The 19384-nt window shown below is 36.3% G+C and carries 17 protein-coding genes; 15 read left to right on the forward strand and 2 right to left on the reverse strand.

What is annotated here, in order from left to right; genetic code table 11:
* The first annotated feature begins 29 nt into the window (after positions 1–29).
* From rnc to ADH02_RS07970, 8 genes are all read left to right on the forward strand, one after another.
* Positions 30–740 carry a ribonuclease III gene (gene rnc / locus ADH02_RS07935; RefSeq protein ID WP_048784000.1) on the forward strand — a complete coding sequence of 237 codons (711 nt, stop codon included), beginning with the start codon at positions 30–32 and terminating at the stop codon, positions 738–740.
* A gap of 17 nt (positions 741–757) precedes the next feature.
* Complete coding sequence (gene smc / locus ADH02_RS07940; protein WP_048784003.1) at positions 758–4327, forward strand: chromosome segregation protein SMC; 3570 nt, start codon at positions 758–760, stop codon at positions 4325–4327.
* A 130-nt stretch (positions 4328–4457) separates the two neighbouring features.
* Positions 4458–5279 (forward strand): Cof-type HAD-IIB family hydrolase, encoded by an 822-nt coding sequence (locus ADH02_RS07945; RefSeq protein ID WP_048784004.1) that lies wholly within the window; start codon positions 4458–4460, stop codon positions 5277–5279.
* A gap of 14 nt (positions 5280–5293) precedes the next feature.
* Complete coding sequence (ftsY, locus tag ADH02_RS07950; protein ID WP_048784006.1) at positions 5294–6298, forward strand: signal recognition particle-docking protein FtsY; 1005 nt, start codon at positions 5294–5296, stop codon at positions 6296–6298.
* A 35-nt stretch (positions 6299–6333) separates the two neighbouring features.
* Complete coding sequence (locus ADH02_RS07955; protein ID WP_048784008.1) at positions 6334–7050, forward strand: Bax inhibitor-1/YccA family protein; 717 nt, start codon at positions 6334–6336, stop codon at positions 7048–7050.
* Positions 7051–7200: 150 nt separating this feature from the next.
* Entirely contained in the window at positions 7201–8187 is a 987-nt protein-coding gene (guaC, locus tag ADH02_RS07960) for a GMP reductase (protein WP_048784010.1), read from the forward strand.
* A 114-nt stretch (positions 8188–8301) separates the two neighbouring features.
* On the forward strand, positions 8302–8901 hold the full coding sequence (locus ADH02_RS07965) for a DUF6630 family protein (protein WP_048784011.1): 600 nt from the start codon (positions 8302–8304) through the stop codon (positions 8899–8901).
* A 90-nt stretch (positions 8902–8991) separates the two neighbouring features.
* The gene (locus ADH02_RS07970; protein WP_048784012.1) at positions 8992–10470 is read left to right on the forward strand and encodes a serine hydrolase; all 1479 of its coding nucleotides are present in this window, start codon (positions 8992–8994) and stop codon (positions 10468–10470) included.
* Positions 10471–10516: 46 nt separating this feature from the next.
* On the opposite strand, the gene ADH02_RS07975 is transcribed toward ADH02_RS07970, so the two are convergent.
* A complete protein-coding gene (locus ADH02_RS07975; RefSeq protein ID WP_048784013.1) occupies positions 10517–11143 on the reverse strand; it encodes a TVP38/TMEM64 family protein in 627 nt (208 codons plus the stop codon).
* An 11-nt stretch (positions 11144–11154) separates the two neighbouring features.
* Entirely contained in the window at positions 11155–12189 is a 1035-nt protein-coding gene (locus ADH02_RS07980) for a glycosyltransferase family 4 protein (protein WP_048710491.1), read from the reverse strand.
* 150 nt (positions 12190–12339) lie between these two features.
* On the opposite strand from ADH02_RS07980, the gene ADH02_RS07985 reads away from it, so the two are divergent.
* The 7 genes from ADH02_RS07985 to ADH02_RS08015 form a co-directional block, all read left to right on the forward strand.
* A complete protein-coding gene (locus tag ADH02_RS07985; protein ID WP_239681753.1) occupies positions 12340–12666 on the forward strand; it encodes a hypothetical protein in 327 nt (108 codons plus the stop codon).
* A gap of 111 nt (positions 12667–12777) precedes the next feature.
* Positions 12778–13956: an iron-containing alcohol dehydrogenase gene (locus tag ADH02_RS07990; RefSeq protein ID WP_048784015.1), complete on the forward strand. Its 1179-nt coding sequence runs from the start codon at positions 12778–12780 to the stop codon at positions 13954–13956.
* Positions 13957–14004: 48 nt separating this feature from the next.
* Positions 14005–15504 carry a hypothetical protein gene (locus tag ADH02_RS07995; protein WP_048784016.1) on the forward strand — a complete coding sequence of 500 codons (1500 nt, stop codon included), beginning with the start codon at positions 14005–14007 and terminating at the stop codon, positions 15502–15504.
* Positions 15505–15524: 20 nt separating this feature from the next.
* Complete coding sequence (gene uvrC, locus ADH02_RS08000; protein WP_048784018.1) at positions 15525–17300, forward strand: excinuclease ABC subunit UvrC; 1776 nt, start codon at positions 15525–15527, stop codon at positions 17298–17300.
* 141 nt (positions 17301–17441) lie between these two features.
* Positions 17442–18317 (forward strand): transporter substrate-binding domain-containing protein, encoded by an 876-nt coding sequence (locus ADH02_RS08005; RefSeq protein ID WP_048710478.1) that lies wholly within the window; start codon positions 17442–17444, stop codon positions 18315–18317.
* 13 nt (positions 18318–18330) lie between these two features.
* Positions 18331–18978, forward strand: a complete 648-nt coding sequence (locus ADH02_RS08010; protein WP_048784020.1) for an amino acid ABC transporter permease — start codon at positions 18331–18333, stop codon at positions 18976–18978.
* A 111-nt stretch (positions 18979–19089) separates the two neighbouring features.
* The coding region (locus ADH02_RS08015; RefSeq protein WP_048782010.1) for a transposase at positions 19090–19384 on the forward strand (295 nt) is incomplete at its 3' end.

Genomic DNA, 19384 nt, shown 5'->3' on the forward strand with positions numbered 1-19384 from the left:
GAAGATAAGGAATTTTTCAGGAGGCCATCATGAAAGAGATAAAAGCACTCTCAGCAATTTTAAAAGAGAAGTTCGATATTTCGTTTAACAACGAGGCATTGCTCGTCGAAGCGATGACTCACTCTTCGTATGCCAATGAGCATAAAGAGATGAAGGGAATCTATAACGAGCGTATTGAGTTTCTTGGAGATGCGGTTTTAGAACTGAATATTTCTGATTGGCTTTTTAGACAATTTCCTCATTTTAAAGAAGGACAATTAACGAAACTAAGAGCACAAATCGTTTGCGAAGATAGCTTATCGATGCTAGCAAAGGAATGTTCTCTGAACGAGTACTTATTACTCGGAAAAGGAGAAACACTGAGCGGTGGTCGTGAAAAGCCAGCTGTTTTATGTGATGTGTTCGAGGCATTTATTGGCGCTCTTTATCTTGATAAAGGGATGGAAGAAGTACAACGTTTCTTAGACCAAGTGATTGTTCCAAAAATTAAAAATGGACGTTATGAACTGATTACTGATTTTAAAACTGAGTTACAAGAATTCTTGCAACAAAATGGGACAGTTCATATTCGTTATGAATTGATTAAAGAAGAAGGGCCTTCGCACGATAAAGTATTTACCGTTCAAGTAACCGTGGATGGGAAGAAATACAAAACTGCGAGTGGTAAAACGAAGAAGGCAGCCGAGCAAATGGCCGCAAAATTGACTATGGAAGAACTAACACAGAGTTCACTTTCATAGAAAGAAAGGATTAAAGCATGCAATTAGAAAAAATTGAAATGTCGGGATTTAAATCATTTGCCGATAAGACAACAATTGAATTCGATAAAGGCGTGACTGCGGTTGTGGGACCTAATGGTAGTGGAAAGTCTAATCTTTCTGAAGCGATTAAGTGGGTTCTTGGGGAACAATCGGCTAAAAGTTTACGTGGGAAACGGATGGATGACGTTATTTTCGCAGGTTCTCAAACAAGAAAGCCAGTGAATATCGCCGAAGTGAATCTGTATATCAATAACGAAGACAAAGTGTTGGCAACGGATCAAACACAAGTCGTGTTAACGCGTCGGTTGAATCGTAATGGGGCAAGTGATTTCTTAATTAACAAGAAACCAGTTCGTTTGAAAGACATTACAGACTTAATGATGGACTCAGGGTTAGGGAAAGACTCGTTTGCTTTGATTTCGCAAGGGAAAGTAGAGCAAATCTTTAACGAAAAACCTGAAGAACGTCGAATGATTATTGAAGAAGCGGCTGGAGTATTAAAATACAAAGACCGTAAAAATCAAGCGCAACGTAAATTGAATCAAACACAAGATCACTTGAATCGTGTGGAAGATATTCTTCATGAAATTGAAGGTCAATTAGCACCGCTGGAAGAACAACGTGAAAAGGCAATTGCGTACGTTTCGAAGAAAGAACAGTTAGAAGATGTGGAAACAGCCCTCTTAGCGGTTGAAATCGAGACATTAAACGCTCAGTGGAAAGTAGCCCTTCAAGAAGTAGAGCAATTGCAAGAGCAATTAGCGCAAACAGAAGCGCTATTAGAAAGCCTACAAGTGGATATTGAGGAAAACCAAGTAAAACTTGAAGCCCGTAATGAAGAACTCGATGCCAAGCAAGAAGAATACGTAGAATTAATCCAAAGAGTTGAACAACTCGATGGTCAACGAAAAGTCTTTGAGCAACGTCGTCAATTTGCGGAACGTAGCGATGAGGAAAATCAAGAAGCATTAGCTGCTGCTCTTCGTGAGTTAGAAGAAGTAGAAGCCAAATTAACTCTTCTTGAAAAGAATCAAGTAGAACGTAAGGTTGAATTAAAGAACGTAGAAGAGGCTTGGAGCCAATTAGTCGAAGAGTTAGACCAATTGAGTCAAAGTAACGAGGAAAGCGTTAAAGAGCTTCAAAATCGTTATATTGAGCAATTACAAGAAATCTCACGTTTAATGAACCAAGAGAAGAACCTTGAGAAGTCAATGGAAGTAAACCAAAACACTCAAGAAAAAATGACGGAGCGTTTTGATTCTTTTGATGAAGAACATCGTGCTTTAGAAGAAAAAGCAAACCACTTTGTTGAGAAAATTGAAGAACTCACTAAAGAAGAAGCCGCTTCTGAGAAAAGACTTTCGCAGCTAAGAGAAAAATTAGCAAAAGTGAATGAGGAACATGCAACTCTTTCAAGTGAAGGTATGGAAAAAGAACGCCATCTTCAACAATTACAAGCGACGGTTCGAAGCTTAAAACAAGTTTCTGAAGACTACGCTGGTTATTATCAAGGGGTTCGTGAAGTTCTGAAACACAAATCTGAGTTGCCAGGTGTGGTGAATTCTGTAGCGGAACTGATCCGTGTAGACGAGAAATTAACGACAGCCATCGATATTGCGCTAGGAGCGACGAGCCAGCATATTGTAGTAACAGATGAGAAGGCTGCTGCCAAAGCGATTACGTACTTGAAGACGAATCGTTTAGGCCGTGCAACGTTCTTACCATTATCAATTATTAAAGAAAAACAAGTACCAGATACGGTATTAAACCAAGCGAAAAAAGTAGACGGCTTTATTGGTATCGCAAGTGAACTTGTTTCAACGGATAATAAATATGCTTCGATTATCAAAAACTTACTTGGAACTACACTTGTGACGAACAACTTACAAGTAGCACAACTATTAGCAAAACAACTCGGTTATCGTTATCGTATTGTGTCACTTGAAGGAGATGTCGTAAACGCAGGTGGTTCGATGACAGGGGGAGCTTCTAAAAACTCTGGTCAACAATCACTCGTTCGACGTAACAGTCAACTAGAAACTGTGACGAAGCAATTTGAAGAAGCGAAGGCTGAATACGAAAAATTATCAGCACAGTTCCAAAAAGTGACAGCTGAAAAGAACAAGCTAGAAGAAGAGTATCGCGAATTAAATGTAAGTCATACTCAATTGGAACAAACCCTAAACCAATTAGAATTCCAATCAAGATTTGCTCTTGAAGAAGTTCAAAAGCATAAGCGTATTCAACAAGCAAACCAATTTGAAATGGATGAACTCATTGAAGCATATGAGCAATTGGAAGAGCAATATGTTGAAAACCATGAGAAATTGGTGGCTCTTCAAAAAGCAAATGCATCCTTGAAAAAAGAATTGGATTACCTTCAATTATCGAATGAAGATAAGACTCAACAAATTCAAGAAAAGCAAAAAGAATTGCAAGAACTTGGAACCAATCGTGCTCGTGTACAAGAGCAATTTAACCAAGAAAAACGTGAAATTCATCAAACGAAACTTCAAAAAACTCGCTTAGAAGATCAAATTGAATTATTACATTCTAAGAAATCGGAACAGTCTCGTAACCAAGAGGAAGACGAAGCGATTTACGCGAAGATTCAAGAAGAGTATGATGCGTTAAAAGGTCAAGTGGATGAATTAGATGCACTGATTAAGGAATTACGTGATGAGCGTGCTGCCCTTGAAATTCATGTAAAACAGTCAGAAGCTGCTAGAACTCAAGCGCAACATCAATTACAAGATCAGTTGAAAAATCAAACACGATTAGAAACAAAAGCGAATCGTTTCGAAATCTCGATTGACCAAAAATTAACGTACTTGAGTGAAGAATACGAATTAACGTTTGAAGCAGCAATTGCTAAAACAACACTCGATATGTCGATTGAAGAAGCTTCTAAACTCGTTCGTAGCCTAAAACAACAAATTGAACAAATGGGTGCAGTAAACTTATTAGCGATTGAAGAGTTTGAAGCGGTACAAGAACGTTTCACATTCTTAACTGCTCAACAACAAGATTTACTAGAAGCAAAACAAACGCTGGAAGAAACGATTACGGAAATGGACGAGGAAGTAACTACACGCTTCAAGACAACGTTTGATGCCGTAAGTACTCAATTTGAGCGCACATTCCCACGCTTATTTGGTGGTGGTCGTGCAACGCTTGAGTTAACGGATCCAGATAACTTACTTGAGACAGGGATTGAGATTATTGCTCAACCGCCTGGTAAGAAGCTTCAATCACTCAGCTTACTTTCTGGTGGGGAACGTGCCTTTACTGCGATTGCATTACTCTTTGCAATCTTAGAAGTGAAGCCAGTTCCGTTCTGCTTACTCGATGAGGTTGAAGCAGCACTGGATGAGGCAAACGTAGCGCGTTATGGTCGTTACCTAAAAGAATTTACAAACCGTACGCAATTCATCGTAATTACGCACCGTCGTGGTACGATGGAAGAAGCCGATGTATTGTATGGCGTAACGATGCAAGAGTCTGGGGTCTCAAAACTTGCTTCAGTTAAGTTTGAAGACTTCGATGAATTAGAAGAAGCAAAATAGGAAATAAGAGGTGGCAAACGTGTGCTACCTCTTATTTTTTTAATACGAATGGCTTGTTTTGTGGTATACTATAAGCGATACGTTCAATAAGCGTATAATGAAAGCAGAAATGCTTAAAGGAGTTTTATAGTTGATTAAATTAATTGCACTAGATTTAGATGGAACATTATTAACTGGTGAAAAGAAAATAACAGAAGAAAATAAAAAAGCCATTAAATTGGCCAAAGAAAATGGGATTAAAGTGGTTCTTTGTACTGGTCGACCAATTGTAAGTATTGTTCACTTACTGGAAGAATTAGACTTAATGGGGGACGATGATTACGCGATTAACTTCAATGGTGGTTTAATTCAAAAAACAAAACATGGAGTAATCGTCTATGAAACAGGACATACTGTTGAAGATATGAAGTATTGCCATGAAGAAGTCACAAAAGTTGGTCTTCCATTAGTTATGATTGATACGGTGAGAGCTTACGAGCCAACGCCTCCAGAAGGACGTCCGTCAATTTATAACACATTACCACATCCAATTACATTTGAACAAAAGAATCCAGAAGATTTTGAAGAAGGACACATCTTTAATAAAGCTGTTCTTTGTATCGCTCAAGATATCTTGGATGAAGGAATTTCAAAATTACCGAAAGAATTCTTCGAACGCTTCAACTGTATGAAATCAAGAACATTCTTATTAGAAGTCGTTCCTAAACATGTTTCAAAAGGAAACGGTCTTCGTATGCTTGGAGAAATTCTTGGTATTTCGTTGGATGAAATGGCAGCATGTGGGGACGAAGAAAATGATTTACCAATGCTGACTACGGTAGGATATCCAGTTGCGATGGGCAATGGTTCGAAAGAAGTCAAAGATGTGGCAAAATATGTTACAGCAACGAATGAAGAATCAGGTGTTGCGCAGGCCATTTACCATATTTTAGAAATGAATAAACAAGCGTAAAGTGAGGGGAAAACATGGGATTATTTGATCGAATTAAACGTGCCTTTACCGGTGAAGATGAAGTCATTAAACATGAGGAGACGAAAGAGTCGATTGTCATTGAGAAATATGACAAAGGGATGGAGAAAACGCGTCGTAGTTTCTCAGATCGTTTAAACGAATTCCTAGCAGACTTCAGAGAAATTGACGAAGACTTCTTTGAAGATTTAGAAGAAACATTTATTTCATCAGACGTTGGTTTTGAAATGACTTTAGCCATTACAGATGCCTTACGTGATGAAGTTCGTCTGCAAAATGCAACGACTTCTGGTCAAGTAAAAGAGGTCATCATTGAGAAGATGGTCGACATTTACGAAAAAGGGGAAGACAACTTATCTGCATTGAAGAAAGCAGAAGGTCGTCCTACTGTGTTAATGTTTGTCGGCGTGAATGGGGTTGGTAAAACAACAACCATTGGTAAAATCGCTTGGAGATTAAAACAAGAAGGTAATAAAGTTTTACTCGCTGCAGGAGATACATTCCGTGCTGGTGCGATTCAACAATTGGAAGTATGGGGTGAACGTGTAGGAGTTCCTGTCGTTTCCGGTCGTGAAGGCGGAGACCCATCATCTGTTGTATTTGATGCGATTAAGAAAGCTAAAGAAGAAAACTTCGATTACTTATTAATCGATACAGCTGGTCGTCTTCAAAACAAAGTGAACTTGATGAAAGAGTTAGAGAAGATGAATCGTATTATTTCTCGTGAAATTGAGACTGGTGCTGATGAAACATTATTAGTGTTAGATGCAACGACTGGTCAAAACGCTCTTGTTCAAGCGAAACAATTCGGGGAGACAATTAACATTACAGGGCTCATCTTGACAAAATTAGACGGAACTGCAAAAGGTGGGGTAATCCTATCAATTCGTCATGAATTAAACATTCCGGTGAAATTTATCGGATTAGGGGAGCAAATGGACGATTTACAACCATTTGAACCAGAACAATTTATTTACGGTTTAGTAAAAGATATGCTATAATATATCTATAATAAAATTCGAAATGAGGCGAAATAATGGAAAATAATCATTATGGTGTTGAATCTAGTATTGCTGGCCGCAATCAATTTTTCATGAAAGTATATGCTTGGATGTTTGGAGGTCTAGCAATCTCTGCTTTAGTTGCTTACTTATTCAGTACAATTCCTGCTTTATATAGTGCATTCTTCGATTTCATGATTATGACTCATGGATACGGAATGTGGATTATTTTTATTGCACAATTAGTACTTGTATTTGTAATGCGTCCAAATTATGAAGAACTTGGTAGACCAATTCGTTATATTGTTTCATATTGTTTATATGCAGCATTAACAGGATTTACATTCTTCATAGTAACACAAGTTTATGAGTTAGGAAGTATCGTACAAGCGTTTATTTCTACTTGTGCGTTATTCGCAGGTTTATCAATCGTTGGATTTACAACGAAGAAAGACTTAACAAGTTTTGGCCGTCAAGCAATGGGAGCTTTACTAGGGTTAATCATTGCTAGCTTGATTAACTTGTTCTTCTTCCATAGTTCATTAGTTGAATTGATTATGTCTGGTATCTCATTATTAATCTTTATCGTGTTAACAATGTACGATACTCAAAAATTAAAAAATATGTATGACTACTACGAAGGACAATCAGCATTAGAAGGGATTGCGATTCTAGGTGCGTTAGAATTATACCTAGACTTCATCAATATCTTCTTAGATATCTTACGTCTATTCGGAAGCAGAAAAGACTAATCAATACTTTTATAGCCTAGGTTTGTCTAGGCTTTTTTGTTTGCCTTCATTCAAGAATTTTTTGAAAGATTCTGAAAAGAATTTAATGCATTTTCACAAGAATTCATGTATACTACATGAGTACGCATTAACGAATTAGGAGGATGTTAAATGTTTGAATTAAATGCATTCGATTATGAGGATATTCAATTAATCCCAAATAAATGTATTGTAAATAGTCGTTCGGAGTGTGATACTACGGTTAAATTAGGGAAACACACCTTTAAATTACCGGTGGTTCCTGCTAACATGCAAACCGTTATTGATGAATCTGTTGCTGAATTTTTAGCAGAAAACGGATATTTTTATATTATGCACCGCTTTGATGAAGCTAGTCGTTTACCATTTGTAAAACGAATGAAAGAACGTGGATTAATCTCATCAATTAGTGTGGGTGTAAAACCTCAAGAATATGATTTTATTGTAGAATTAAAAGAGAATGGAATTGTTCCTGATTACATTACAATTGATATTGCGCATGGTCATTCTAATTCAGTGATTGACATGATTAAGCATATTAAAAAACATTTACCAGAGTCATTTGTGATCGCAGGTAACGTAGGTACTCCAGAAGCCGTTCGTGAATTAGAAAACGCTGGGGCTGATGCTACTAAAGTAGGGATTGGACCTGGTAAAGTATGTATTACTAAAATTAAGACAGGTTTTGGTACTGGTGGATGGCAACTTGCTGCACTACGTTGGTGCTCAAAAGCTGCACGTAAACCATTGATTGCAGATGGGGGAATCCGTACTCACGGGGACATCGCTAAATCCATTCGTTTTGGTGCAACTATGGTCATGATCGGATCATTATTTGCTGGTCACGAAGAGTCTCCAGGTAAAACAGTTGAAGTAAATGGAATGCTTTATAAAGAGTATTTCGGTAGTGCGTCAGAATTTCAAAAAGGTGAACGTAAGAACGTTGAAGGTAAGAAAATTGTCGTTCCTTATAAAGGATCGTTGCAAGATACGCTTATTGAAATGCAACAAGACTTACAATCATCAATCTCTTATGCAGGTGGTAAAGATATTGAAGCCATCCGCAAAGTAGATTATGTCATCGTTAAAAACTCAATTTTTAACGGAGATTCAATTTAGAATTATTAACGAGCAGAAGGAGAAATCTTTCTGCTTTTTTGTTTTTCGTATTTATTCTTCGGAATATGTTTGATATACTATGGAAAAGAACTCAGTCAAAGTGAGGCGCGACCTATGTGGTTATTTAATCGAAAAAATAAACGTAAAGATGACTTTGAAATGGAAGAAACGTTTTATAGTGAATCTGTGGAAGTGGATAGTGATTCTGATGAGGAAGCTTATCATCAAATTGCTGATATCATTACTGGTCATAGTGAACCTATTAGACAACTTTTAGAGAGTTATTTTGATAATTCTGATTTATTGATTGAAGAACTACGTGAGGATAATCATAGTTGGAATGATGAATACGCAGAACTATTAGAAGAGGCACAAGATGATTACTGGTTGTTAATGCTCTTAACGCTGGAGAAAGAAGCCTATGCGACTCAGATTTATTGGAGAGATAATGCAAGTATTTTAGCGAGCAAACTCCCACGATTAAAGCTATTAAAAAGAATCGCTCAACAAGAACTACAGACTTGTTCTGTAGATTGCTCTGTATCAGAGTATTTAGAGTGTGTTTCGGCAAAATTAAAACAAGCTGGAATTGCACTTGGCACGATTGAGTTAGATGATGAGAATGTTTTGATTTTCTCGATATTAGAAAGAAGAGTGGAACGTCTCAACAATTTAATGAACAATGTTGAAAAAAGTTGGAAGCAAATTTCGTAAAGATTACAAAAATGTTACGATTTTGCTTCTTTCTATTTGAAATCTTAAGAATTTCTTTGTAAAATAAATTGAATTATAAGGAGGATAGGAATGGAAAAACGTAAATTTAAGTTTCTTTTGGGATTAATGACATGTGCATTCGCACTTTCTGCTTTAGCGCCAATTGCTGCTGAAGAGGAGACTGCATCTGAAACTACTGAACAAACAACTTTAGTTCAAGAAAATCAGACAGAACACAATGCAAATGCAGAAGTCAATAAATCTTCATATGATCATGAGGACTTATATGAAATTACTAGTAAATATGGATATGATTATGATGAAAATTATAGACCAGCTAGTGCTATTGTTGTTGATGCGGAAACTGGGCAAATAATTTATGGTGATAATATTGATTTAGAAAGAGATCCTGCTAGTTTAACTAAAGTAATGACGGCTTATCTTGTATTTGAAGCCGTTGAAAAAGGGAAAATTTCTTTAGACACAAAAATTGTTGCTACAGAAAACGACCGTGCTATTTCTACTATTCCTGATATCAGTAACAATAAAATTGTTGTAGGAATAGAATACCCAGTACGAGAACTATTGTCGTTGATGTTATATCCTTCTTCTAATGTTGCTACCGTCATGTTATCTCATGCCATTAGCGAATCGGAAGCTAAATACATTGAGATGATGAATAACAAGGCAAAAGAATTAGGAATGACCAGTACAAAGTTTTATAATGCTAGCGGTGCAAATATTTCTTCTTTCCGTGGGTTATATAATCCGGAGGGGGTTGAAGACTTAAATAATGTTACCACTGCTCGTGATTTGGCTACTCTGACATATTATTTTCTTAAAAATTATCCAAAGTTATTAGAATTCACTAAAGAACCAGCAGTTACAACAATGGAAGGAACTGAGGTTGAAGAAACTTTCTACACACTTAATTATATGATTCCGGGTATGAAACATGGATATTTTAATGTGGATGGTATAAAAACGGGTTCATCGCCCACAGCACAATTAAATCACTTAGTTACTGCGAAACATGGTGATTTAAGAGTAATTGAAGTTGTAATGGGTGTTGGAGATTGGTGGGATTATATTACAAGTGCAAATTATCGTTCTCAATATGGAAATGCGCTATTAGAAAAAGCCTATACAGAATTTAAAGTAGAGACACTTCTAAAAGCTGGTGAACATGAGATCGATGGGCAGAAATTTAAACTTGATAAAGATATTCAAATTTTAACAAAAGGAAATCAAAAACCAACTTATAAGTTGGTTGGAGATGAGATTGTAATTGAAAACTTGATTCCTGTCCTTACACAAGAAATTAGAAGTAATGTATATAAAGTTTCGTTGATTTCTAACGAAATCACAACTTCTGAAGAAAGTTCAAACAATAGTTCGAATAATAGTATAAAGGTTTTTGATGGTGAAGAAGATTCCGGAACATTTGCGAACTGGTTAAGAAGCCTAAGCAAAAATCCTCTATTATTAGCGGGTATTATTTTAACACTCAGCGTATTTATTAGTGGAATTGTTCTTGCAACTGTTCAAGTCTTTAAAAAGAAAGATTAACATAAAAAATAACCCTTGAGAAAATTTCTCAAGGGTTTGTTTTTGCTTATTGGAAGAATGCCCAGACCCAGTCGATAATAAATCGTAGGCCGATTGTGTAGGCAGCCAGTGTAAATGGTTTAAAGACTAAGATGATAATAATGAATTTCTTATAAGTCATCTTTGTTAAACCAGCAAGCATACATAAGAAGTCATCCGGTGAAACAGGGAAGAACATCATGAATGCAAAGAAGTAGTCGAACCATTGTCCTTTATCTAACCAACTGATATAGCGATTATACGTATGTTCACTAACCATTGATTTTACGAATTGCTGACCGTATTGTCTTGCAAGATAGAAGGCAATGATTGATCCAATCACAATACCGATGTAGTTATAAATGTTTCCAACCCAGTTTCCGTAAATATAAACACCAGCAATACTAGTGAGTGCTCCTGGAATGATTGGAACAACGGTTTGTAAGATTTGTAAAAAGATAAAGATTGGTGGGCCCCAAATTCCCGCTTGAAGCATATAGGCTGATAACGTCTCTTGTGACGTGAAGAGTCCTTTTTGCCATGCCCAAACGATAAAGACCACTGTCGCAATTGCTCCGAGAATTGAAGCAATGTTCATGACTTTTTGAGCCGTAGGGGAAAGTGGTTTTCCTTGTTTAATTTCTTCTGTAGTCATTATTTCTCCTTTTATGATAACAAGTTTCTTTCTGTTGCAACTTTATCATAAAATTGTTGCCACTGTTCTAGAATACTTTCTTTTGAATAGAATTGTTCGCCGCGTTTTGAACCTTCGCAGGCTTTTGCGTAATAATCAGCGTCTTCTTTTAGTTTTGTTAATTCGTCTTTAAAAGTTTGTTGACTATTTGCTTTTAAGTAGTAGTCAAATAAAATTGGTTTGTACTCTGGTAAGTCTCGTAATAGGAGAGGGATGTTTGCGTTCATTGATTCTAAAATCGTCATTGGGAATAATTCCTCAAATGACAATTGAAGCATCACATCACCCATATTAAAGAACTCATTCATGCGATCACGCTCCACAAGTCCAAGGAAGTGAACGTTATCTGGAAGATCATCCATGTGTTCCATAATTTCTTTTCGACCTTCAGAGATACCTTTAAAAGCGAAGTTACCAGCCCAAACGAATTGGATATCTGGCATTTTAGTCGCTAAGTCAATAAACTCAAGAACGCCTTTACGCATTTGAAGCTGACCAGCAGAGACAACGGTAAATTTGTCTGGATCTAATCCGAATTTCTTACGTAAGTCTGCTTTGGATTGGTCTGTAATTTTATAGAACGTTTCACGAGATACGAAGTTTGGAATGTACGTTACTTTAGAACGATCGACCCCATACTTTTCTAAATCATCAATAAAACGAGGGTTTACAGTTACTAAATAGTCTGCTTGTTTATAAAATGATAAAACATATTTATAGAATAACTCTTTAATTGGTTTTGGAAGAGAAATACTTTTTTCTAATGTTTCTGGTAAAAAGTGAACGGACGCAATTGTCGGTTGCTTTTTATTGTTTAAAAATGATTTGAAAAGAAAATCTGGATTAATGGTATGGATATGGTTAATATCAGCAATTTTAAGCTGATTTACAACAACGTTATAGCCCTTTAATCCTTCTGTTACAAGGTTTATTTGTTCCTCTGTCGCAGACATAACTCCTTGGCCTTTAACGCTGTCTGCACGAGTTAGCATATTAATTGTAAGCATAATATCTCCTTATAAGTGTGATTCATAGCTATTTTACCATGAAATCGCTCATTTGGAAAATAGGTTCCTAATCTTTGGATAAATTTAATGTTTTTGCCTTCTCGGGTGAATTTTTGTATACTAGACAAGAAGAAAGAAACGAGGTCATTTATGAAAAAAGCGAAAAAGTCAAACCGAAAATCTAAAGATGAAGAAATGACATTAGTGGACTGCTATTATATTCCAACGGTGATTGCAGAACAGTTTCGCTTACTAAGAGAGCACTGTGCACTTGAAGTTGAAAAGGAATTAGCAGCGTTATTTCCAAAAGTGACAAGAGAATCTAGAGAAGACGTTGGAGAAGTTGTCGTTTCTTATAATGCAGAAGGTCTTAAGACTTGTGAGGTCACATTAAGTCCTGTTGAAGTTTCTAAATTAGAAAAGGAAATCTCAGCAGACCGCCTGAAAAAATACATCGAATCAAAAATAATAAATTAGGAATCATAAACTGGGCAATTGTCCAGTTTATTTTGTTTTTAAAGCCGATATTTTAGAAAGGGTCTATTAGTTTTGGTACAATTAAAGTAAGAACTAACGAGGTGATTTGAAATGACACATGAAATTCAAAACTTTACATTCCAAAATCCAACAAAGATTTTATTTGGAAGAAATCGTATTGAAGATATTGATAATGAAATTCCTAAAGACGCTAAAGTATTAGTTCTTTACGGGGGCGGATCTGTTAAGAAAAACGGAGCATTTGATCGTGCAGTTAAAGCTTTAGGAAATCGTGAATGGGATGAGTTTTCAGGAATTGAAGCCAACCCAACATTTGAAACATTAATGAAAGCTGTTGAGAAAGTCCGTGCAGGTAACTTTACTTATTTACTAGCTATAGGCGGCGGTTCTGTGATTGACGGGACTAAATTTGTTTCTGCAGCAAGTCTCTTTACAGAAGATCCAGTTGATTTATTTGGATGGGGTGTAGGTAAAGGATTACCTGTTCAAGAGGTTGTTCCTTTCGGGACGATTCTTACACTTCCTGCAACAGGTTCAGAGATGAACTCAGGTGCGGTGATTACACTTGTTGAGAAAAAAGCAAAAGTAAGTTTCCGTGGACCAAAGACATTCCCTGTATTTTCAGTATTAGAGCCTGAATTGACCTATACATTGCCAGTTCGTCAATTAGTGAATGGTTTGCTAGATACTTTTATTCACGTGGTGGAAAACTATTTAACTTATCCAGTAGGAGCACTGCTTCAAGATCGTTATGCAGAAAGTATTTTACAAACGTTAATCGAAATTGCACCTCGTGTCATTGACACAAATCATATTGATTACAATGATCGTGGAACATTTATGTGGTGTGCAACAAATGCATTAAACGGAACGATTAACCTAGGTGTACCAACGGACTGGTCTTCACATGCATTAGGACACGAAATTACATTGAACCACGGAATTGACCATGGTCGTACATTATCGATTGTCTTACCAGCAATGATGAAAGTAAGAAAACAGCAGAAATTTGATAAATTAGTACAATACGGAAAACGTGTATGGAATTTATCAGGAAGAGATGAAGAAATTGCTGATGGGGCGATTGCTAAAACAGAAGAGTTCTTTAAATCATTAGGAGCTCCAATTCGCTTTAGCGATGTGAATCTAGGTGAAGAGGTATTACAAGCTTTAGTGGACGGCTTAACACGTCACAAGAAAGTGAAATTATCTGAACATGGTGATTTGACGCCAGAAGTTGCAATGGAAGTGTATAAAGAAGCGTTATAGTTTTTTGGGATTGGTGTTTTGTGTTTCTAACCGTAGGAGGGGATAGAAATGGGTAAGCAGTCCATTTACGAGGAATTTCTTCAAAATAGAAAAAGGTCTCCAAAAATTCCGTATTCATTCATGAAAGATACCGTGGATGGGAAGGGAGAGTTCTTTGCCTTTGCACTTGGAAAACGTGTGAAGAGTCAAGACAGATTGCCTCAATTCTATCTTGCGATGACAAAACTATTGGATCCAAATGAAGATGTGTGTGAAGGAAGCTTAAAATTTGATATTCCTGTGATTTACTGGATAGAGCCTTTACTTATTCATTGGAAGCAGTTTGTTGACCAGTTATCCGACGGAAAGAAGGATTTCCTATGCGAACGATTAACGGTATTACTTGAAGTCACTACAGTAAAAGAAGAATTTAGATTAGTGTTAATGCTACTAGTATTCTTTGATAATGAAATCACTCAGCGGAAGATTCAATACTTCGAGAAACATAGTTCGTATAATTTCTATATTGTATTTGCAAAATCATACTCTATTCACGAAAGTCAGTGGAGAGACTATTTAGAAAAATTGGAGCCTTCTCTTAGCGGATATGGACGCTTATATTACTTATTTTTCTATCCAATCAGAACGAAGGCAGATGCTTTTTATTTGCTGAATGTGATGATGAAGCAAGTTAGCATGCGACCTATTGCTGCCAAAAGTTGTATGTATCATCCAAAACTACTTCGTGTCATTATGGCCCATGAAATGACTCCAGAGGTTGAACGCAATTATCAACTATGTGTGTTGCATGGAACGAGTGATGAACACTTTATCCAGTGGTTGGTTGAATCCATTTATCCATTGTCGTTTTTAACGAAAAAGAATCGCAGTCTCACTATAGAATCGGTAGCACTATTATACCGAATGAAAGAATGCTTAGAATTAGAACTATCCACTTTCACAGATGTGGAATCTGAGGAGTTCCATCAAAATCATTACTTAAAAGGCCTAGTGGACAAAGTCATTTGGTCGTCGCAGTCAAAAGTTGAATCTATAATAGAGGCTTCGTTGAAATCAGCCAATCGTGATGATGCCATCATTTTATTTGTACTAAGCAAAACGAATAGTAAACTACGATTTTCACAGTTCAACAAACTGTTAGAAAAAGATCCATTATCGCTAACGGCATTAGAGTACATTGAGAAATCAACTTCAAAAGTCTTTATCGAAGGTACGATTGATTACATAAAAGGAGTTGTAAGACCCGAAGTTTATGACTATATGAAGCAACATTCGACTTTGGTTTTACCTCCTCAATTCTTCGCGCTTTCGAAATGGCATGAAGTAATTTTAAATAAGATGATTGAGTTTCAACTCATCGATTACGACTATATTTGGCAAGTGCTTCATTTTCCAGACCATCTAGTGCGCTTGAAAGTGATAAAATTATTAAAAACGCTAAAACTATTGAGTAAAAAAGAGGTGCGATTATTCTTATATCCTGTATATAAGGATGAAATGGACCGTGAATTAAAAGATGAATTCGAAAAAATTGTATGGCAGCGATAATGTTTAGAAAGGAAGATTGAATGGGAAGTGAATTAATTGAAAGTAAACTAAAGAATCTTCCTGATTTACCAGGTTGTTATATTATGCGAAATGCTAATGATGATATTATTTATATCGGGAAAGCGAAAAATCTAAAAAATCGTGTTCGCTCTTATTTTAGGGGCGCCCATGATACCAAGACGGAAAAATTAGTGAGTGAGATTCACCATTTTGAGTATATTGTGACAAAGACAAATAAAGAGTCTCTCTTACTTGAAATTAACCTGATTAAGAAATATCAACCGCACTACAATATTAAGTTAAAACAAGGTACGATGTATCCTTACTTAAAAATTACATCTGAGAAAGACCCACAACTCGTGATTTCTCATAAGGTAGAAAAGGATGGGGGGATTTATTTTGGCCCTTATCCAAATGTCACTGCAGCAACAGGAACGCAGCAACTCATCCAGAAAATCTATCCACTTCGTAAATGTGGGAAGAATGAAACACGAGCTTGTTTCTACTACCATCTAGGACAATGTATTGGTTGTTGTGATCATGAAGTTTCAAAAGAAGATTATGATGCGCAAATCAAGAAAATCCAACGTTTCTTGAACGGAGATGTGAAGACGATTAAAGATGATTTGACTTCGAAGATGAATGAAGCTTCCGAAAGACTCGGTTTTGAAAAAGCGATGGATTATCGTGATCAAATTAAGTACATCGAAGCAACCGTCGAGAAACAAAACATCATGAACGCAGATTTCACGAATCGTGATGTGTTCTCTTATGTCGTTGATAGAGGATGGATTTCTATTCAAGTCTTCTTACTCAGACAGTCGACGATTATTAAACGTGAAGCAGCGATGTTTCCAATTTATGACCAGGTAGAGGACGAAGTGATGTCCTTCATCATTCAGTTTTATGAAGATCAAAATCATATTCTTCCAAAAGAAATTTTGGTCCCGGAAGAGATTGATAAAGAATTATTATCAGAAACGCTTGGTGTGAAGGTGATGACACCAAAACGTGGCTCTAAGAAACGAATGTTAGACCTTGCTACTCAAAATAGTGAGATTTCATTAAATGAAAAATTCAGAAGAGAAGAGCAAAGTCAGTTGAAGACAAAAGGTGCCTTGGAAGAACTTTCAGAAGCATTAGGGTTAGAAAAAGTATCAGTGATTGAATCATTTGACCATTCGAATATTCAAGGAACCAATCCAGTATCTGCGATGGTAGTCTTTAAGGATGGAAAACCAGACCGCAAAAATTACCGTAAGTTTAAAGTGAAGACTGTTGTTGGAAGTCATGAATTTGCCACGACTCAAGAAGTCATTCGTAGACGCTATTCAAGATTATTGAGAGAAGGTGCTAGACTTCCAGATATAATTTTAATGGATGGCGGTAAAATTCAAATGAGAGCTGCCATTGAAGTTTTAGAAGATGAATTAGGTCTAGAGATTCCTGTATGTGGAATGGTAAAAAATGAAAAACACAAAACCGCTACATTACTCTATGGTGAAGACTATAAGGAAATTGATTTAGATAGAAAAGGGCAAGCGTTCCAACTGATTCAACGGGTGCAAGAGGAAGTTCACAGATTTGCGATTACGTTCCATAGACAAGTGCGAAGTAAAAATACATTTGCTTCGAAATTGGAAATGATTGATGGTGTCGGTCCGCAAACAAGAAAGAAACTATTGCGTCATTTTAAAACGATAACAGCAATGAAACAAGCTAGTCTTGAGGAGTTACAAACTATCGGAATTTCCGAGAGAGTAGCCCGAAATATTCTTGAAGAACTAGATAAATAACTATATATTATTTCAGAATGAAACAGGTTGTAAAATCTGTTTCATTTTTATTTTGTTTTTCAAGCTTTATTCATTGTGTTTTAATGGGGAGTATGGTATCGTTCACTATGTTGAAAAAATAAACAAAAGGTGGTTAAACCAATGAAAAAATGGATGAAAGCTGGTTTCGTTGCTGTGGCTACATTATTAGCAGCATGCGGAGCAAACACAACTAAAACACAAGAAACAACTGTATCAGTTTCAGAAGCGCAAGCAAACTGGGACAAAATTGTTGAATCGGGTGTCATTAAAGTATCAACTGCAGGTACTTTATATCCACAATCATTCCATAATGATAAGAACGAATTAACGGGTTACGATGTGGAAATTATGAAGGAAGTTGCGAAACGCTTAAACCTTAAAGTTGAATTTACTGAAATGGGTGTTGACGGAATGTTAACAGCTTTAGACAGTGGTATGACAGATATCGCAAACTACTCAATTGAAGAAGGTGCGAAAAACTTCGACGCATACTTACACACTACACCACATAAATACTCATTTACATCAATGGTTGTTCGTGGAAGCGACAACTCAGGAATTCATTCTTGGGAAGATGTAAAAGGTAAAAAAGCTGCAGGTGCTGCAAGTACAAACTACATGAAAATCGCTAAAAAACTTGGTGCTGAATTAGTCGTTTATGATAACGTAACAAATGACGTATATATGTCTGATTTAGTAAACGGTCGTACTGATGTAATTATCAACGATTACTACTTACAATCAATCGCCGTTGCTTTTGCTAAAGATAAATATGACATTAAGATTAACGAAGGCGTTTATGCAAACCCATATAGCGCAAGTTTCTCAATTTCATTGAACAACACTGTGTTACGTGATAAGTTCAATGAAGCTATGGATGCGATGAAGAAAGACGGAACATTGAAAAAAATCTCTGAACAATTCTTCGCAGGTCAAGACGTAACAGAACCTAAAGATTTCAAAACAGAAAAAATCGATATTTCAGATGTAGACTAATATGTTAAATAAAATTTTCGATATTAATATTGCAATCAATAACTTTTGGTTTATCCTTAGTGGATTAGGATATACACTAGGAGTCGCGTTAACGAGTTTTGTATTCGGAACGATTTTAGGATTCGTTCTCGTTTTAATGAGACGTTCAAGATTCCGTTTATTAAGATGGATTGCGACATTTCATGTTTCCTTTATGCGCGGAACACCAACTTTAGTATTTTTATTCTTACTATATTTTGGGTTACCTTTCCTAAAAATTACATTACCGGCTTTAGTCTGTGCGCTCCTTTGCTTTAGTATTGCAAGTAGTGCGTATATTTCTGAAGTGTTGCGTTCGGCAATGGATGCAGTGGATAATGGTCAATGGGAAGCAGCGATGTCTCTTGGGATGAGTTATCGACAATCGTTGCAAAAAGTCATCGTTCCACAAGCATTCCGAATCGCCATTCCACCATTAAGTAATGTATTGCTTGATATGATTAAGGGATCCTCTCTTGTAGCGATGATTTCGCTACCTGATATTTTCCAAAACGCGAAAATTGTGGGTGGACGTGAACAAAACTATATGACGGTTTATATTTTAGTGGCAATTATTTACTGGATTATCTGTTTGCTTTTCGAACAAGGGCAACGATATTTAGAAAAGAAAATGGCACTTTAATAGAAAATAGTACAGAGAACGGCACTGACCCCCGTAAATGAGAATTAAATAAAAACACCTCCAAGTTGGATTTGGTACAATATTATCAAATACGCATGGAGGTGTCTTTTTATGGTTAAAAATCGTGTTGCTTATTCAGCCGATACTAAAAATAAAGCCGTAGAAATGAAATTACAGGGATATAGTACAAAACAAGTAATGCAGGAGTTAAACATTAAAAACAAAACGCAAGTAGAAACATGGTTTAGATGGTATAAAAATGGAGAAACACATCGTTTCCACCAACAGGTGGGTAAACAATATTCTTATGAAAAAGGAATGGCTAAACTTTCTGAAATCGATCAATTAAAATTAGAATTACGAAGAAAAGAAGTTGAATTAGAAATATTAAAAAAATACAAGGAAT

This window comes from Streptococcus sp. 263_SSPC (genome assembly GCF_001071995.1).
Taxonomy (GTDB): domain Bacteria; phylum Bacillota; class Bacilli; order Lactobacillales; family Aerococcaceae; genus Granulicatella.